This window comes from Pelomonas dachongensis (genome assembly GCF_043555865.1).
Taxonomy (GTDB): Bacteria; Pseudomonadota; Gammaproteobacteria; order Burkholderiales; family Burkholderiaceae_C; genus Pelomonas; species Pelomonas dachongensis.
The window spans coordinates 192224-207074 of sequence record NZ_JBIGHY010000006.1 but is presented as its reverse complement, the minus strand read 5'-3'; the positions used below and the strand labels follow the sequence as shown (position 1 = coordinate 207074).

General features: G+C 69.6%; 14 protein-coding genes and 1 pseudogene. 10 read left to right on the top strand and 5 right to left on the bottom strand.

What is annotated here, in order from left to right; genetic code table 11:
- Nucleotides 1-1464: a metalloprotease TldD gene (tldD, locus tag ACG02S_RS17410; protein WP_394471743.1), complete on the bottom strand. Its 1464-nt coding sequence runs from the start codon at nucleotides 1462-1464 to the stop codon at nucleotides 1-3.
- A 150-nt stretch (nucleotides 1465-1614) separates the two neighbouring features.
- Between tldD and ACG02S_RS17405 the strand changes: the two genes are divergently transcribed.
- Nucleotides 1615-2787: a PQQ-dependent sugar dehydrogenase gene (locus ACG02S_RS17405; RefSeq protein ID WP_394471742.1), complete on the top strand. Its 1173-nt coding sequence runs from the start codon at nucleotides 1615-1617 to the stop codon at nucleotides 2785-2787.
- Here ACG02S_RS17405 and rsmI read toward each other — a convergent pair.
- Nucleotides 2765-3685 (bottom strand): 16S rRNA (cytidine(1402)-2'-O)-methyltransferase, encoded by a 921-nt coding sequence (gene rsmI / locus ACG02S_RS17400; RefSeq protein WP_394471741.1) that lies wholly within the window; start codon nucleotides 3683-3685, stop codon nucleotides 2765-2767. The two genes, ACG02S_RS17405 and rsmI, sit on opposite strands and share 23 nt — an antisense overlap.
- Here rsmI and ACG02S_RS17395 point away from each other — a divergent pair.
- The 3 genes and pseudogenes from ACG02S_RS17395 to ACG02S_RS17385 all read left to right on the top strand — a co-directional run bounded on the left by ACG02S_RS17395 (nucleotide 3678) and on the right by ACG02S_RS17385 (nucleotide 5335).
- Nucleotides 3678-4069: pseudogene (locus ACG02S_RS17395) on the top strand (YraN family protein). The gene rsmI and the pseudogene ACG02S_RS17395 sit on opposite strands and share 8 nt — an antisense overlap.
- Before the next feature lie 60 nt (nucleotides 4070-4129).
- On the top strand, nucleotides 4130-4699 hold the full coding sequence (locus ACG02S_RS17390; RefSeq protein ID WP_394471740.1) for an SIS domain-containing protein: 570 nt from the start codon (nucleotides 4130-4132) through the stop codon (nucleotides 4697-4699).
- A gap of 21 nt (nucleotides 4700-4720) precedes the next feature.
- Nucleotides 4721-5335, top strand: a complete 615-nt coding sequence (locus ACG02S_RS17385) for a BON domain-containing protein (RefSeq protein WP_394471739.1) — start codon at nucleotides 4721-4723, stop codon at nucleotides 5333-5335.
- A 57-nt stretch (nucleotides 5336-5392) separates the two neighbouring features.
- Here ACG02S_RS17385 and ACG02S_RS17380 read toward each other — a convergent pair whose 3' ends face one another.
- The 3 genes from ACG02S_RS17380 to ACG02S_RS17370 form a co-directional block, all read right to left on the bottom strand.
- Nucleotides 5393-6283, bottom strand: coding sequence for an NAD(P)-dependent oxidoreductase (locus ACG02S_RS17380; RefSeq protein WP_394471738.1), 891 nt, complete (start codon nucleotides 6281-6283; stop codon nucleotides 5393-5395).
- Nucleotides 6284-6285: 2 nt separating this feature from the next.
- Nucleotides 6286-7422, bottom strand: a complete 1137-nt coding sequence (locus ACG02S_RS17375; RefSeq protein WP_394471737.1) for a PilT/PilU family type 4a pilus ATPase — start codon at nucleotides 7420-7422, stop codon at nucleotides 6286-6288.
- 79 nt (nucleotides 7423-7501) lie between these two features.
- Nucleotides 7502-8545 (bottom strand): type IV pilus twitching motility protein PilT, encoded by a 1044-nt coding sequence (locus ACG02S_RS17370; RefSeq protein ID WP_394471736.1) that lies wholly within the window; start codon nucleotides 8543-8545, stop codon nucleotides 7502-7504.
- Nucleotides 8546-8573: 28 nt separating this feature from the next.
- Here ACG02S_RS17370 and ACG02S_RS17365 point away from each other — a divergent pair, with 28 nt between their 5' ends.
- From ACG02S_RS17365 to ACG02S_RS17340, 6 genes are all read left to right on the top strand, one after another.
- Entirely contained in the window at nucleotides 8574-9248 is a 675-nt protein-coding gene (locus ACG02S_RS17365) for a YggS family pyridoxal phosphate-dependent enzyme (protein ID WP_394471735.1), read from the top strand.
- On the top strand, nucleotides 9245-10693 hold the full coding sequence (locus tag ACG02S_RS17360) for an aminotransferase-like domain-containing protein (RefSeq protein WP_394471734.1): 1449 nt from the start codon (nucleotides 9245-9247) through the stop codon (nucleotides 10691-10693). Before ACG02S_RS17365 ends, ACG02S_RS17360 begins: the two co-directional genes overlap by 4 nt.
- Before the next feature lie 6 nt (nucleotides 10694-10699).
- Entirely contained in the window at nucleotides 10700-11428 is a 729-nt protein-coding gene (locus ACG02S_RS17355; RefSeq protein ID WP_394471733.1) for a c-type cytochrome, read from the top strand.
- The gene (locus ACG02S_RS17350; RefSeq protein ID WP_394471732.1) at nucleotides 11425-12711 is read left to right on the top strand and encodes a c-type cytochrome; all 1287 of its coding nucleotides are present in this window, start codon (nucleotides 11425-11427) and stop codon (nucleotides 12709-12711) included. The genes ACG02S_RS17355 and ACG02S_RS17350 overlap by 4 nt, the downstream gene beginning before the upstream one ends.
- A gap of 226 nt (nucleotides 12712-12937) precedes the next feature.
- Nucleotides 12938-14485 carry a methyl-accepting chemotaxis protein gene (locus ACG02S_RS17345; RefSeq protein WP_394471731.1) on the top strand — a complete coding sequence of 516 codons (1548 nt, stop codon included), beginning with the start codon at nucleotides 12938-12940 and terminating at the stop codon, nucleotides 14483-14485.
- 29 nt (nucleotides 14486-14514) lie between these two features.
- On the top strand, nucleotides 14515-14835 hold the full coding sequence (locus tag ACG02S_RS17340) for a TonB family protein (protein WP_394471730.1): 321 nt from the start codon (nucleotides 14515-14517) through the stop codon (nucleotides 14833-14835).
- Nucleotides 14836-14851: the final 16 nt, after the last annotated feature.

Below are 14851 nucleotides of genomic sequence, written 5' to 3'. Positions count from 1 at the left end.
TCAGGCCGTGCCGCCGACGGTCAACCCGTCGATGCGCAACGTCGGCTGGCCCACGCCCACCGGCACGCTCTGGCCCTCCTTGCCGCACACGCCGACGCCCGTGTCCAGCGCCATGTCGTTGCCGATCATGCTGACGCGGGTCAGCGCGTCCGGGCCGTTGCCGATGATGGTGGCGCCCTTGACCGGGTACTGGATCTTGCCGTTCTCCACCCAGTAGGCCTCGCTGGCCGAGAACACGAACTTGCCACTCGTGATGTCGACCTGGCCGCCGCCGAAGTTGGTGGCGTACAGGCCCTTCTTGATGGACGCGACGATCTCTTGCGGGTCGTCCTTGCCGCCCAGCATGTAGGTGTTGGTCATGCGCGGCATCGGCACGTGGGCGTAGCTCTCGCGGCGGCCGTTGCCGGTCGGGGCGGTCTTCATCAGGCGCGCGTTCATCGCGTCCTGGATGTAGCCCTTCAGGATGCCGTCCTCGATGAGCACATTGCGCTGCGAAGCGCAGCCCTCGTCGTCCACGTTCAGCGAGCCGCGGCGGTCGGGCAGCGTGCCGTCGTCCAGCACCGTCACGCCCTTGGCAGCCACGCGCTGGCCGATGCGGCCGGCAAAGGCGCTTGACCCCTTGCGGTTGAAGTCGCCTTCCAGCCCGTGGCCCACCGCCTCGTGCAGCAGCACGCCGGGCCAGCCCGGGCCGACGACGACCACCATCTCGCCGGCCGGCGCGGGGCGGCTCTCCAGGTTGGTCAGCGCTGCATGCACGGCCTGCTCGACGTAGGTCGCGATCATTTCGTCGGTGAAGTAGGCCAGGCCGAAGCGCCCGCCGCCGCCGCCGGAGCCCACCTCGCGGCGGCCGTTGCTCTCGGCGATGACGGTGATGGACAGCCGCACCAGCGGGCGCACGTCAGCCGCCAGCGTGCCGTCGGCGCGCGCGATCAGCACCACCTCGTGCTCCGCGGCCAGGCCGGCCATCACCTGCACGATGCGCGGGTCCTTGGCGCGGGCCATTTTCTCCGCGCGCTCCAGCAGCGCCACCTTGGCCGTACTGTCCAAGCTGGCGATGGGGTCGGCCACGCCGTACAGCTCGCGGCTGCCGGCCACGCGGCCTTGGCTGGGCACCTTGACCTTCTTGCTTTGTCCCGCGGCGGCGATGGTGCGCACGGTGCGCGCCGCGTCCAGCAGCGACTCCATCGAGATGTCGTCCGAATAAGCGAACGCCGTCTTCTCGCCGGCCACGGCGCGCACGCCCACGCCCTGGTCGATGCTGAAGGAGCCACTCTTGACGATGCCCTCCTCCAGGCTCCAGCCCTCGGCGCGCGTGGTCTGGAAGTACAGGTCGGCGTCGTCGACCCGGTGCTCGGTGATGAGGCGCAGCGCCTGCGACAGCGACGCTTCGGTCAGGCCAAAGGGCTCCAGCAGTTGCGAGCGGGCGGTGGCCAGGCGGGCCAGGGTGGGTTCGACGGCGATCATGGGCCGATTCTAGGAAGTCGCACGCGTCTGTGCTGGCGGGTCATCTGAACACCTGCTCACAAATCAATGCCGCAGCTCTCGCTGCTAGGGATGTCGAGGCGCTGCACCAAAGCACAGCATCCGGCGCGTCCACCTCCCGCTGGAGTTTTCATGAAACTGTTTGCCGCCGCCGGCCTCGCGCTGGCCACCGCGCCGGCCTTTGCCGCCACCCTGGTCAGCACAGGCTTCACCGACCCATTGTTCCTCGCGTCGGCGGCTGGCGATTCGCGCCTGTTCGTCGTCGAGAAAGCCGGCGTCATCAAGGTGGTGGGGCAAGCCGCCCCGTGGCTGGACCTCAGTGCCAAAGTGGACACCAGCGGTGAGCGTGGCCTCCTGGGGCTGGCGTTCGACCCCAATTTCACGGCCAATGGCCGCTTCTACGTCAACTACATCGACAAGACGACGCTGAACACCGTCGTCGCGGGCTACACCCTCGGCGCCGACGGCAAGGGCGACGCGAACAGCGCTCGCACCATCCTCACCGTCGAGCAGCCGGCTGGCCGCAGCAACCACAAGGCCGGCTGGATTGGCTTCAGCGCCGCCGACCCGGGCAACCTCTACATCGCCACCGGCGACGGCGGCAGCGGCAACGACCCCGACAACAACGCGCAGAACCTGAACAGCAATCTCGGCAAGCTGTTGCGCGTCACGCCCGGTAGCGCCGCGGCCGGGGGCTACACGGTGCCCACGGACAATCCGTTCGTCGGCACGGCGGGCAACGACGAAATCTGGGCTTATGGCCTGCGCAACCCCTTCCGCAACAGCTTCGACCGCCAGACCGGCGACCTGTGGCTCGCCGACGTCGGCCAGGGCGCGCGCGAAGAGGTGAACTTCGCGTCGGCAGCGGCGGGCCTGGGCCGCGGCGCCAACTACGGCTGGCGTGTGCGGGAAGGCGGCATCGCCACGCCCGGCGTGGGTGGCCCGGCAGCGCCCGGCATGACCGACCCGTTGTTCGACTACGGCCGCGATGTCGGCGGCACGGTCATCGGTGGCTATGTCTATCGCGGCGGCGCCGATGCCAGCCTGGAAGGCAAGTACGTGTTCGGCGATTTCGTCAGCGGCGACATCTGGAGCTACAGCGCCGGCACGAGGACGGCACTGGACTCACCTTTCGGCGGCTTCCAGCTCACCAGCTTCGGCGAAGGCAGCGACGGCGCGCTCTACGCGGTCGGCAACGGCAGCGTCTACCTGCTCGCAGCCGCGGTGCCGGAGCCCGCACCGGCCCTGCTACTGGCGCTGGGCCTGGCGGCGGTCAGCCTGCTCACTCGTCGCCGCCGCGCTTGAGTTTCAAGCCGGCGTCGTAGAGCCGGTTGCGCGGTGCGCCGGTGACCTGTGCGGCCAGCGCCACGGCCTGCTTCAACGGCAATTCCGCCGCCAGCAGGGCAAGCACCCGCAGCGCCTCGGCCGGCAGGTCATCGTCCGCCGCCGCCTGGGCGCCGAGCGCATGCAGCACCAGCACGAACTCGCCGCGCTGGCGCTGCGAGTCGGCACCCAGCCATGCTGGCAGCGTGGCGGCCTCGGCCGTGTGGATGGATTCGAACTGCTTGGTCAGCTCGCGTCCCACCGTCACGCGGCGCCCGGGCGCGAGTTCGGCCAGCAGTGCAATGAGTTCGACGATGCGATGCGGCGCCTCGAACACGACCTGGCTCTGGGCCTCGATGGCCAGCAGCGCCTGCAGGGCCGCGCGCCGCTCACCGGTCTTGGTGGGCAAAAAGCCGATGAACGCGAAGCTCGTGGCGCCCGTGTCGCCGGCCACGCTGAGCGCCGTCACCGCGCTGCTGGGCCCAGGCAGCGGCAACACGCGGTAGCCCGCCGCAACGACCTCACGCACCAGCACCGCACCGGGGTCGGAGACCGCAGGCGTGCCGGCGTCCGATGCATAGGCCACGCGCTCGCCGGCCGCCAGCCGCGCGATGACGGCGGCGCTCCCCTCACGTTCGTTGTGCTGGTGCACGGCGATCAGCGGCTTGTGCAGGCCCAGGTGGCGCAGCAAGCCGCCGCCCTGGCGCGTGTCCTCGCAGGCGAGCGCGTCGACCAGACTCAAGCAGTGAATGGCACGCAGCGACAGGTCGGCCAGGTTGCCGATGGGCGTGGCGACCAGGTAGAGCGTGGCGGCCGGATACTGCTGGCCGCCGGCCGCCGCCTGGGCGGCCTGTCTGAGCAGGGTAGCGTCAATGTTCAACTGGGGCTCTCGATCAAAACCGGCGTCCAAGACGCGCGGCGACGCGGCGCAGGAAGCCGCGCTGGCGCATCTGCAGCGCGCGGGCCTGCGCCTGCTGGAGCGCAATTATCGAGTCGCCGCGGCCCCAGCCGCCGTGCCGGCGAGGTGGACCTGATCCTGCAGGACCGTGACGGCACGCTGGTGTTCGTGGAGGTGCGCGCCCGCGCCGATGCCTCGCACGGCGGCGCTGGGGCCAGCGTGACGGCACGCAAGCAGCAGCGCCTCATCTACGCCGCCCAGCACGACCTACAACGCCACACCAGCCCGCCGCCCTGCCGGTTCGACGCGGTCGCCATCGTCGGCGCCGAACTCACCTGGTTACAAGGCGCCTTCGACACTGGATGAAGATGCCAACGCGCCGGCCCTCGGGGGCAACCCTGAGGCGCTGACTATGATCCGGCCCCAATGATCGAACAAAGAATCCAGCAGCAGTTCTTCGAAAGCGCCGACCTGCTCTACCAGGCGGCCGAGCAGCTGGCCCGCCCCCTGGCGATGGCCGCGCAGATGGTGGTGGACGCCATCACCGGGGGCAACCGCATCCTGTGCGCCGCGCATGGCCTGGCAGCGCTGGACGCCGATTACCTCGCCGCCCGGCTGGCCGGCCGCTTCGAGCAGGAGCGCCCGGGCCTGGCCGCTTGGAGCCTGTCGGCTCAGGCGCGCGACGCGGCAGGCCTGGACCTGGCGCGGCTGCTGCAGGCGCACGGCCATCCGGGCGACGTGCTCGTCATGCTGGAGCCGCTGCGCGAACAGCGCGACGCCTGGGCCGCCGCGCTGGCTGCGGCGCATTCGCAGGAGATGAGCGTCATCGCGCTGACGGGTGGCAACACCGACGAATGGCGCGGCCTGCTGGAGGACACGGACATCCAGATCCGCGTCAGCCACGCGCGCGAGCCGCGCGTTATCGAGGCCCAGCGCGTGCTGCTGCATGCGCTGGCCGACGCCGTCGACATGCAACTGCTCGGCAGCGACGAATGAAACCCTCTTGATGGAAATCCGATGAAGTCAACCTTGCACCGCACCCTGCTCGCCGCTGTCCTCGTCAGCACGCTGACCACCGGCTGCGCCCCGCTGCTGATCGGCGGCGCCATGGTCGGCGGCGTCAACGTCGCCACCGACCGCCGCACCTCCGGCACGCAGCTGGAGGACAAGAGCATCGAGATCAAGGCCGGCGCGCGCCTGCGCGAGCTGGGCGACAAGGCCCACATCAACGTCAACAGCTACAACCGCGTCGCGCTGCTGACTGGCGAGGCGCTGACGGAAGAGACGCGCGCCCGGGCCGGCGAACTGGCGGGCGGCGTCGAGAACGTGCAGCGGGTGATGAACGAGATCGCCGTGGGCCCAGCCAGTTCGCTGAGCGGCCGCTCCAACGACCTGCTGATCGAGAGCAAGGTCAAGGCCCGGCTCATCGACGCCCGCGACCTGATCAGCAATGCGTTCTTCGTCGTGGTTGAACGCGGCAACGTCTATCTGATGGGCCGCGTCAGCGAGCGCGAGGCCAACCGCGCCACCGAAATCGCCCGCCAGGTCAGCGGCGTGCGCAAGGTGATCCGGTCATTCGAGATCATCAGCGATGACGAACTGGCGGGGTACGCGCCCAAGCCGGCGCAGTGAGCCGCTCGCCCAGGGCTGATGCGCGGGGCGGGACCGCCCTGAGACGGCGCGCTTGAATCAAAGGCGCTTGATGAGGCTGGACGTGTCCCACCGATTGCCGCCCTGCGCCTGCACGTCGGCATAGAACTGGTCGACCAGCGCCGTCAGCGGCAGGCGGGCGCCGTTGCGGCGGGCCTCGTCCAACACGAGGCCCAGGTCCTTGCGCATCCAGTCGACCGCGAAGCCGAAGTCGAACTTGTCCTCGACCATGGTCTTGCCGCGGTTCTCCATCTGCCAGCTCTGGGCCGCGCCCTTGCCGATGACGTCCAGCACCTGCGCCATGTCCAGGCCCGACTTCTGGCCGAAACGCACCGCCTCGGCCAGGCCTTGGACGACACCGGCGATGCAGATCTGGTTGACCATCTTGGCCAGCTGCCCCGAACCCGATCCGCCCAGCAGCGTGACGGCCTTGGCGAAGTTCAGCGCCAGCGGCTTCATCGCGTCGAAGGCCGCCGCGTCGCCGCCGCACATGACGGTCAGCGCACCGTTGACAGCACCGGCCTGACCGCCGGAGACCGGCGCATCGACGAAGGCGATGCCGCGCCGGGCGGCTTCGCCGTGCAGCTCGCGCGCGACCTCAGCCGATGCGGTGGTGTGGTCGACGAACACCGCACCCGCAGCCATGCCGGCGAGCGCGCCGTTGTCGCCCAGCACGACCGAGCGCAGGTCGTCGTCGTTGCCCACGCAGCAGAACACGAACTCCGCTGCCTTGACCGCCTCTGCCGGTGTGGCGGCGCACATGCCGCCGTACTCCTTGACCCAGGCCTCGGCCTTGGCCGCCGTGCGGTTGTAGACCGTGACATGGTGGCCAGCACGTGCCAGGTGGCCGGCCATCGGGTGGCCCATGACGCCCAGGCCCAGGAAGGCCACGCGGCGGGAGGGTTGGGCTTCGTAGGCACGAGTGCTCATGGTCAAAGGATTGTCAGGTGTTCGGTGCCGGTGGTGAGGTCGCCACTGCGGGCGCGCTCGCTGTTGAGCTTGATCTGCAGGCGCAGGTCGTTGACCGAGTCAGCGTTGCGCAGCGCGTCCTCGTAGGTCACCTTGCCGGCCTCGTACAGGTCGAACAGCGCCTGGTCGAAGGTCTGCATGCCCTGCTCGCGGGAGCGCTTCATCAGCTCCTTGATCTCGCTGATCTCGCCCTTGAAGATGAGGTCGGAGATCAGCGGCGTGTTCAGCAGGATCTCCACCGCCGCGACGCGGCCCTTGCCCTCGCGGCGCGGCAGCAGCCGCTGGCTGACGAGCGCCCGCAAGTTCAGCGAGATGTCCATCAGCAGCTGCTGGCGGCGGTCTTCAGGGAAGAAGTTGATGATGCGGTCCAGCGCCTGGTTGGCGCTGTTGGCGTGCAGCGTGGCCATGCACAGGTGGCCGGTCTCGGCGAAGGCGATGGCGTGGTCCATGGTCTCGCGGTCGCGCAGCTCGCCCATCAGGATGACGTCGGGCGCCTGGCGCAGCGAGTTCTTCAGCGCCGCCTCCCAGCTGTCGGTGTCGATGCCCAGCTCGCGCTGCGTGACGATGCAGTTCTTGTGCGGGTGCACGAACTCGATCGGGTCCTCGATGGTCACGATGTGGCCGTAGGTCGTCTCGTTGCGCTCATCGATCATCGCGGCCAGCGACGTGCTCTTGCCCGAGCCGGTGGCGCCCACGATGATGACCAGCCCGCGCTTTTGCTGCACCACCTCTTTCAGCACGATGGGCAAGTCCAGCGACTCGATGGTGGGCAGCGTGGACGGGATGGTCCGCAGCACCAGGCCCACCTGGCCCTGCTGAATGAACGCGTTGACGCGAAAGCGCCCGATGCCGTGCGGCGAGATCGCGAAGTTGCACTCCTTGGAGCGCTCGAACTCGGCGGCCTGCTTGTCGTTCATGATGGCCCGCGCCAGCTGCAGCGTGTGCTGGCCGGTCAGCGGCTGCGGCGACACCTTGGTCATCTTGCCGTCCACCTTGATGGCGGGTGGGAACTCGGCTGTCAGGAACAGGTCGGAGCCCTTGCGCGACAGCATCAGCCGCAGCAGGTCGTTGATGAATTTCGAGGCCTGATCGCGTTCCATGTTGGTCCTGTCTTTCTCGTACAGCGTTCTGCAGTCACCCACATGGCTTGGCCATATGAGTGACGTCAAACTCCCCGGGCTAGCCCGGGAAGTTCTCGGGGAACTTGGCCTTGGCGCGCGCTTCGGCTGGCGAAATGATGTTGCGGCGGACGAGGTCGGTGAGGTTCTGGTCCAGCGTCTGCATGCCCTGGCTGTTGCCGGTCTGGATGGCCGAGTACATCTGCGCCACCTTGTTCTCGCGGATCAGGTTGCGGATGGCCGAGGTGCCCAGCATGATCTCGTGCGCCGCGACGCGGCCGGTGCCGTCCTTGAGCTTGCACAGGCTTTGCGAGATGACGGCCTGAAGCGACTCCGACACCATCGCGCGCACCATCTCCTTCTCGGCCGCGGGGAACACGTCGACGATGCGGTCCACCGTCTTGGCGGCCGACGAAGTGTGCAGCGTGCCGAACACCAAGTGACCCGTCTCGGCCGCGGTCAGCGCCAGGCGGATGGTTTCCAGGTCGCGCATTTCGCCCACCAGCACGCAGTCCGGGTCTTCGCGCAGCGCCGAGCGCAGCGCATTGCTGAAGCTGTGCGTGTGCGGCCCCACCTCGCGCTGGTTGATCAGGCTCTTCTTGGACTCGTGCACGAACTCGATCGGGTCCTCGATGGTCAGGATGTGCCCGTACTCGTTCTCGTTGAGGTGATTCACCATGCCGGCCAGCGTCGTGCTCTTGCCCGAGCCGGTAGGCCCCGTCACCAGCACCAGGCCGCGCGGGCGCAGCGCGAGCTCGGCGAAGACCTTGGGCGCGTTGAGTTGCTCCAGCGACAGGATCTTGCTCGGGATGGTGCGGAACACCGCGCCCGCGCCGCGGTTCTGGTTGAAGGCATTGACGCGAAAGCGCGCCAGGCCCTGGATCTCGAACGAGAAGTCGACCTCCAGCGTGTCCTCGTACACCTTGCGCTGGGAGTCGTTCATGATGTCGTACACCATGTCGTGCACCGCGCGGTGGTCCAGCGCCTCGACATTGATGCGGCGCACGTCGCCATGCACGCGGATCATCGGCGGCAGGCCGGCGGAGAGGTGCAGGTCGGAGGCCTTGTTCTTGACCGAGAATGCCAGCAGCTGAGTGATGTCCATTGGTGTGCCTGTAGATGCTCAGCTGATTATGGCGATCCCAGACTCCCTCCAAGCCGTCAAAACCCGCATTGCTGCGGCATGTGTCGCAGCCGGCCGTCCACCCGAGGCGGTACAGCTGCTGGTGGTCAGCAAGACCTTCCCTGCCGCCGCCGTGCGTGAAGCCTTCGACGCCGGCGCCCGCGCGTTCGGCGAGAACTATGTGCAGGAAGGCCTGGCCAAGATCGAGGAACTGGGCGATCTGCGCAGCCAGATGCAGTGGCACCTGATCGGGCCGCTGCAGTCCAACAAGACCAAACCCGTGGCCGAGCGGTTCGACTGGGTGCACAGCGTGGACCGGCTGAAGGTCGCGCAGCGCCTGTCCGAGCAGCGCCCGGCCGGGCTGGCGCCGCTGAACATCTGCTTGCAAATCAACATCAGCGCGGAGGCCAGCAAGAGCGGTCTGCTGCCGGCCGACGCGGCCGCACTTGCCCATCAAGTGGCCGCGCTGCCCGGGCTGTCGCTGCGCGGGCTGATGGCCGTGCCCGAGCCTGGCCCGGGCGCGCTGGCCCAGCATCAAGCCATGGCGGCGCTGTGGGCGAGGCTGCAGGCGGAAGGCCTCCCGCTGGACACGCTGTCGCTGGGCATGAGCGCCGACCTGGAGGACGCCATCGCGGCCGGCTCGACGATGGTGCGCGTGGGCTCCGCCATTTTTGGCGCGCGGTGAGCGCGGAGCCACCGCGCTACCGCCGGCTCGCGGATGAACTGTCGGCGCTGATCCAGGCCGGCGCGCTGCGCCCGGGCGACCGGCTGCCCTCCGTGCGCCAGACCCAGGCCAGCCGCGGCTGCAGCGCTGCCACGGTGTTCCAGGCCTACCACCTGCTCGAAGCGCGCGGCCTGATCCGCGCCGCCGAGCGCTCCGGCTATTTCGTCGCGCCGGCAGCCGCCCCCGTGGCAACGCCGGCACACGAGCCACAGCCCGTTGCCGTCAGCGAGATGGTGTTCCAGCTGCTCGGCACCGGTGGGCACGAGATCCACACGCCGCTGGGCTCGGCCTTTCCGAGCCCGACGCTGTTTCCGTTCGCGCGGTTGCGCAGCGCGATGATCGCCGGCAGCCGGCGCCTGGTGCCCGAGGAGCTGACACAGCAGCTTCCCGGCGGGCACGAGGGCCTGCGGCGCCAGATCGCGCTGCGCTACCTGCGGCTGGGCATGAGCATCGCGCCTGACGAGATCGTGCTGACCGACGGCGCGCTGGAAGGGCTGAACCTCTCGCTGCAGCTGCTGACCCGGCCGGGTGACGCCGTGCTGATCGAGTCGCCCTGTTTCTACGCCGCACTGCAGGCGCTGGAGCGGTTGGGCCTGCGCGCCATCGAGGTGCCCACGCAGGCCGCCTCCGGCGCCGACCTGGACGCCATGGCCCGTCTGATCGAGCGCCACGCGCCAGCTGCCTGCTGGCTGATGACCAGCTTCCAAAACCCGCTGGGCAGCCTGATGCCGGTGGAGAAGAAGCGAGCGCTGGTGGCGCTGCTGGAGCGCCACGGCATCCCGCTCATCGAGGATGACGTCTACGCCGAGCTGCAGCACCACGGGCTGCCCCCGCTGCCCGCCAAGGCCTACGCGACGCAGGGCGGCGTGCTGCACGCCGGTTCGTTCGCCAAGACGCTGGCACCGGGCTGGCGCGTCGGCTGGGTCGCCGCGGGCCGGTTCGCGCCAGCGCTGCAGCGCGCCAAGCTCAGTCAGAGCCTGTCGGGCTCCTGGCCGGCGCAGGCCGCCATCGCCCACTACCTGGAAGGCGGGGACTACGAGCGCCACCTGCGCGCGCTGCGCCGGGCGCTGGCGGCGCAGCAGCGCACGCTGCGGGCCGCCGTGCTGCGGCACTTTCCGGCCGGCACGCGCGTGACGCAGCCGGAGGGCGGCTACTTCCTGTGGGTGGAGCTGCCCGCGGCGCACGACAGCCTCTCGCTGCAGCGCGCGGCCCTGCAAGAAGGCATCAGCCTCGCGCCCGGACCGCTGTTCTGCGCGCAGGGCCGCTTCCTGAACTGCCTGCGCCTGAATGCCGGCCAACCCTGGACACCCACGCTCGCCGCGGCCGTCGCACGGCTGGGCGAACTGATACGGTCGCAGACGGCCGCATCTGCTCCTTATCCGCCCGCGCCAATGCAGGCAAGATGACGGGCCATGCCCTCCGTGATCCGCTCGCTCATTGCCGCGTTGTGCCTGCTGGCCTCGTGGACCCAGGCACAGACGCTGCCTGCCGCTCCGCCCATGCCCGTGCCCGTGCCCGTGCCCGACACGCTGGCCCAGCGCGCCGTCGCCTGCACCGTCTGCCACGGCAAGGAAGGCCGCGCCGCGGCAGACGGCTACTACCCGCGCCTGGCCGGCAAGCCGGCCGGCTATCTGTACAACCAACTGCTGAACTTCCGTGACGGCCGGCGCGACTACGGCTTGATGAGCGAGCTGATCGCGCCCCTGTCGGATGACTACCTGAAGGCGCTGGCCGGACACTTTGCGGCGCTGGACTTGCCCTACCCGCCACCGCAGCCGCCCACGCTGCCCGCCCCCGAGCTGGCAAAGGCCGAGCGGCTGATCCGCGACGGCGACGCGGCCCGCCGCCTGCCGGCGTGCACCGCCTGCCACGGCGAGCGCCTCACGGGCGCGCAGCCCGGCACACCCGGCCTGCTCGGACTGTCGCGCGACTACCTGAATGGCCAGCTCGGCGCCTGGCGCAGCGGCCTGCGCCGTGCCCATGCGCCCGACTGCATGGCGGACATCGCCAAGACCTTGGCCCCCGCCGAGATCAATGCCATCACGCAGTTCCTGGCCAGCCGGCCGCTGCCTGCCGATCCGCATCCCGTCGCCGCGCTGCCCGCGCCGGCACCGGTCCGCTGCGGCGGGGTGGCGCCATGACGGTGAAACGCTTGCTGCTCGGCGCCGCGGCGCTGGTGTTGCTGGCCGTGCTGGCCGCTGCGGCGTTGCTGGGCTGGCAACGCAACCTGACGGAGGCGGCGGCGCCGCGCACAGGCCCGGTCAGCATCCAGCGCGGCGCCTACCTGGGCGCCATCGGCAACTGCGCCGGCTGCCATACGGCGCGCGGCGGCGAGCGTCTGGCGGGTGGTCGCGGTATCCCGACGCCGTTCGGCACCGTGTTCGCGCCGAACCTGACCCCCGATGCCAGCGGGCTGGCCGGCTGGAGCGCCGACGACTTCTGGCGCGCGCTGCACCTGGGCCAGTCGCGCGACGGCCGGCTGCTGGTGCCGGTGCATCCCATCACCAACACCACACTCGTCACGCGCGACGACGCCGATGCGCTGCACGCCTGGCTGCAGGCACAACCGGCCGTCGCCGCGCCGCGCCGCGCGCACGAGCTGCGCTGGCCCTACGGCTCGCAGCTGGCCATCGCCGGCTGGCGGGCGCTGTACTTCAAGCCGGGCGTGTACCGGCCGGACGCCGCCCAGGATGCGACCTGGAACCGCGGCGCCTACTTGACCCAAGGCCTGGCGCACTGCAGCGCCTGCCATGCGACGCGCGGCCCGCTGGGCGGCGACGGCGGTGCAGCGGACTTTCGCGGCGGCCTGCTGGCCGGGCTGGGCTGGTACGCCCCGTCGCTGCTGGACCCGGCCGAGGCGGGCGTGCAGCGCTGGCCCGACGCCACGCTGAGGCGCTGGTTGCGCGATGGCCATGTCGACAGCCACACCGCGCAGGGCCCGATGGCCGAGGTCATCCTGGGCAGCACGGCGGCGCTGAACGATGGTGACCTGGGTGCGATGAGCACCTACCTGCGCAGCCTGCCGGAGCAGGCCGTGGCGCGCGCCCGGCCGGCCGACCCCGACGTGAGCCGCCGCCAGCTCGGCGCGGCGCTGTACCGCGAGCACTGCGCCAGTTGCCACGGCGACGCCGGCGAGGGCCGGCGCGACGCGTCCGGCGCGCTGGCCTACCCGCCCCTGGCCGGCAGCCGGCTGGTCACGCAGGCCAGCGCGGCGAACCTGCTGCGCCTCATCGAGCGCGGCGGCTTCGCCCCGGCCACGCCCGGGCACCCGCGCCCCTACGGCATGCCGCCCTTTGCCGGCGTGCTGGGTGCCGAGGAACTGGCCGCGCTGGCCAGCCACCTGCGCGAGTCGTTTGGGCACCGGGCCGGCGAGGTCGACACGGTCGAAGTTCTGCGCCTGCGAGCGGCCGCAGCCGCCCGCTAACGGTCCGTCAGTCCGCCGCCAGCCCCCGAGCAAGGAGGGCGACGTGAAGGTTTTCACGCGTCCCGCCAGCACCTGTGATGCAAACAGTCACAGGTCGCCCCACACTGCACGGCGGCCAGTTGGTGTGGCCAGAACAAGCGGGCGGCGCGCCCCAAAGTCATCGTTGGAATCACGGCAGCGACCACGCTGCCGCTACCCGGGCATCACCGGACAAGGATCTGAAAGCATGAACTTCCTGACGCAATTGCGCATCGGCCTCCGCCTGGCCGTGAGCTTTGGCTTTCTCACCCTGCTGCTGGTCGGCATCGGCGTCTATGGTGCCTACAACGCCAACAGCCTGGCCAAGGACCTGGACCGCACCGCGAACTCCAGCCTGGTGAAGATCGGCGCCGCCAACGGCCTCGAAAGTCAGGTCAACATCATCTCGCGCGCCGTGCGCGACCTGCTGCTGCTGGACACCGCCGGAGCCATCAAGAAGCAGAAGGCTGCCATCACCGGCGCCGTCGACGAGAGCGAGAAGCAGCTCAAGGAGCTGGAGGCCAACATCGTCGACGAGCAGGAAAAGGCGGTCGTCGCCGATGTGCGCGGCCACAAGACCAAGTTCCTGGCCGCGCTGGAGAAGTTCCAGAAGATCCAGACCGACGGCAGCCCCGACGAGGCCCGCGAGAGCCTGATCACCGACCTGCGCCCGGCCCAGACCGCGCTGCAGGACGGCATCAAGAAGCTGGTCGACATGCAGTTCGAGAACGGCAAGCAGTTGGCCACCAACGGCGTGAGCCTGGCACGCCTGTCGGTCATGATCACCGGCGTGCTGGTGGTGGTGGCCGTCATCATCGGCATCGGCAGCTTCTTGGTCATCGCCCGCTCCATCGTCGGCCCGGCCCGCAAGGCGCAGCAGGCCGCCGAAGCCATCGCCGCCGGCGACCTGACGCAGGACATCAAGGTCGAAGGCCGTGACGAACTGAGCCAGATGCTGCAGGCCATGAAGGACATGCAGGCGGCGCTGTCCGGCGTCGTGCGCGACGTGTCCACCGCGGCCAGCGAGGTCGCCTCCAACTCCGGCTCCATCGCCGACAGCAACACCAACTTGGCAGAGCGCACCACGCGCTCTGCCGCCAGCCTGCAGAACACCGCCGCCTCGGTGGAGCAGATCGCCTCCACACTGAAGGGCGCCAGCGACCTGACCCGTCGCGCTGCCGGCATCGCGGTGACAGCCCGTCAGGCCGCCAGCAACGGTGGCTCGGTGGTCTCCAAGGTCGTCGAGACGATGGAAGAGATCAGCGCCAGCTCCAAGAAGATCGGCGACATCATCGGCGTCATCGACGGCATCGCCTTCCAGACCAACATCCTCGCGCTGAACGCTGCCGTGGAAGCCGCCCGTGCCGGAGAACATGGCCGCGGCTTCGCCGTGGTGGCCGCCGAAGTGCGCGCGCTGGCCCAGCGCTCGGCCGGCGCCGCCAAGGAAATCAAGGTGCTGATCCAAGAATCGACCGTCAAGGTGGAGAACGGCACCACGCTGGTCAACAACGCCGGTGTCACCATCCGCAGCGTCGTCGACGAGGTCAACAACATGGGTCAGCTGATCGAGGAGATCTCGCACTCGGCCCAGGAGCAGGCCACGGGCGTGGGCGTCGTCAACGGCGCCATGAACGAGCTGGACAAGGCCACGCAGCAGAACACCAGCCTGGTGGGCGACCTGAGCCGCTCGGCAGACGCGCTGCGCGACAGCTCCACACGCCTCATCGAAGCGGTCGGTTTCTTCCGCGCTGCCTGAACCCTAGTCACTCTCACGCGAGGTTCGCCATGTCCATCCTGCGTTCCATCACCGCCGTCGCCGCCAGCCTGATGCTGGCGGTGGGGGCAGCGCAAGCCGCCCCCAAGGTCGTCAAGAAGGTGCCGCCCGAATTCCCCTCGGAGGCGGCCAAGAAGGGCATCTCCACGGGTTCTGTGAAGGCCAAGCTGGTCATCGAGGCCGACGGCAAGGTCAGCGACGTCGAGATCCTCGAGGCCGAGCCCAAGCGCGTGTTCGATCGTGCCGTGAAAGCAGCGCTGATGGAGTGGAAGTTCGAGGCGGGCGAGAAGGGCACGCACGAAGTGAAGCTGGTCTTCAAGAACGAAGACTGAGCGGCTGAGCCGGCAC

Coding starts and splice junctions, on each gene's coding strand:
- tldD (WP_394471743.1), bottom strand. CDS start 1,464: ATGATCGCCGTCGAACCCACCCTGGCCCGCCTGGCCACCGCCCGCTCG.
- ACG02S_RS17405 (WP_394471742.1), top strand. CDS start 1,615: ATGAAACTGTTTGCCGCCGCCGGCCTCGCGCTGGCCACCGCGCCGGCC.
- ACG02S_RS17390 (WP_394471740.1), top strand. CDS start 4,130: ATGATCGAACAAAGAATCCAGCAGCAGTTCTTCGAAAGCGCCGACCTG.
- ACG02S_RS17385 (WP_394471739.1), top strand. CDS start 4,721: ATGAAGTCAACCTTGCACCGCACCCTGCTCGCCGCTGTCCTCGTCAGC.
- ACG02S_RS17380 (WP_394471738.1), bottom strand. CDS start 6,283: ATGAGCACTCGTGCCTACGAAGCCCAACCCTCCCGCCGCGTGGCCTTC.
- ACG02S_RS17375 (WP_394471737.1), bottom strand. CDS start 7,422: ATGGAACGCGATCAGGCCTCGAAATTCATCAACGACCTGCTGCGGCTG.
- ACG02S_RS17370 (WP_394471736.1), bottom strand. CDS start 8,545: ATGGACATCACTCAGCTGCTGGCATTCTCGGTCAAGAACAAGGCCTCC.
- ACG02S_RS17365 (WP_394471735.1), top strand. CDS start 8,574: ATGGCGATCCCAGACTCCCTCCAAGCCGTCAAAACCCGCATTGCTGCG.
- ACG02S_RS17355 (WP_394471733.1), top strand. CDS start 10,700: ATGCCCTCCGTGATCCGCTCGCTCATTGCCGCGTTGTGCCTGCTGGCC.
- ACG02S_RS17350 (WP_394471732.1), top strand. CDS start 11,425: ATGACGGTGAAACGCTTGCTGCTCGGCGCCGCGGCGCTGGTGTTGCTG.
- ACG02S_RS17345 (WP_394471731.1), top strand. CDS start 12,938: ATGAACTTCCTGACGCAATTGCGCATCGGCCTCCGCCTGGCCGTGAGC.
- ACG02S_RS17340 (WP_394471730.1), top strand. CDS start 14,515: ATGTCCATCCTGCGTTCCATCACCGCCGTCGCCGCCAGCCTGATGCTG.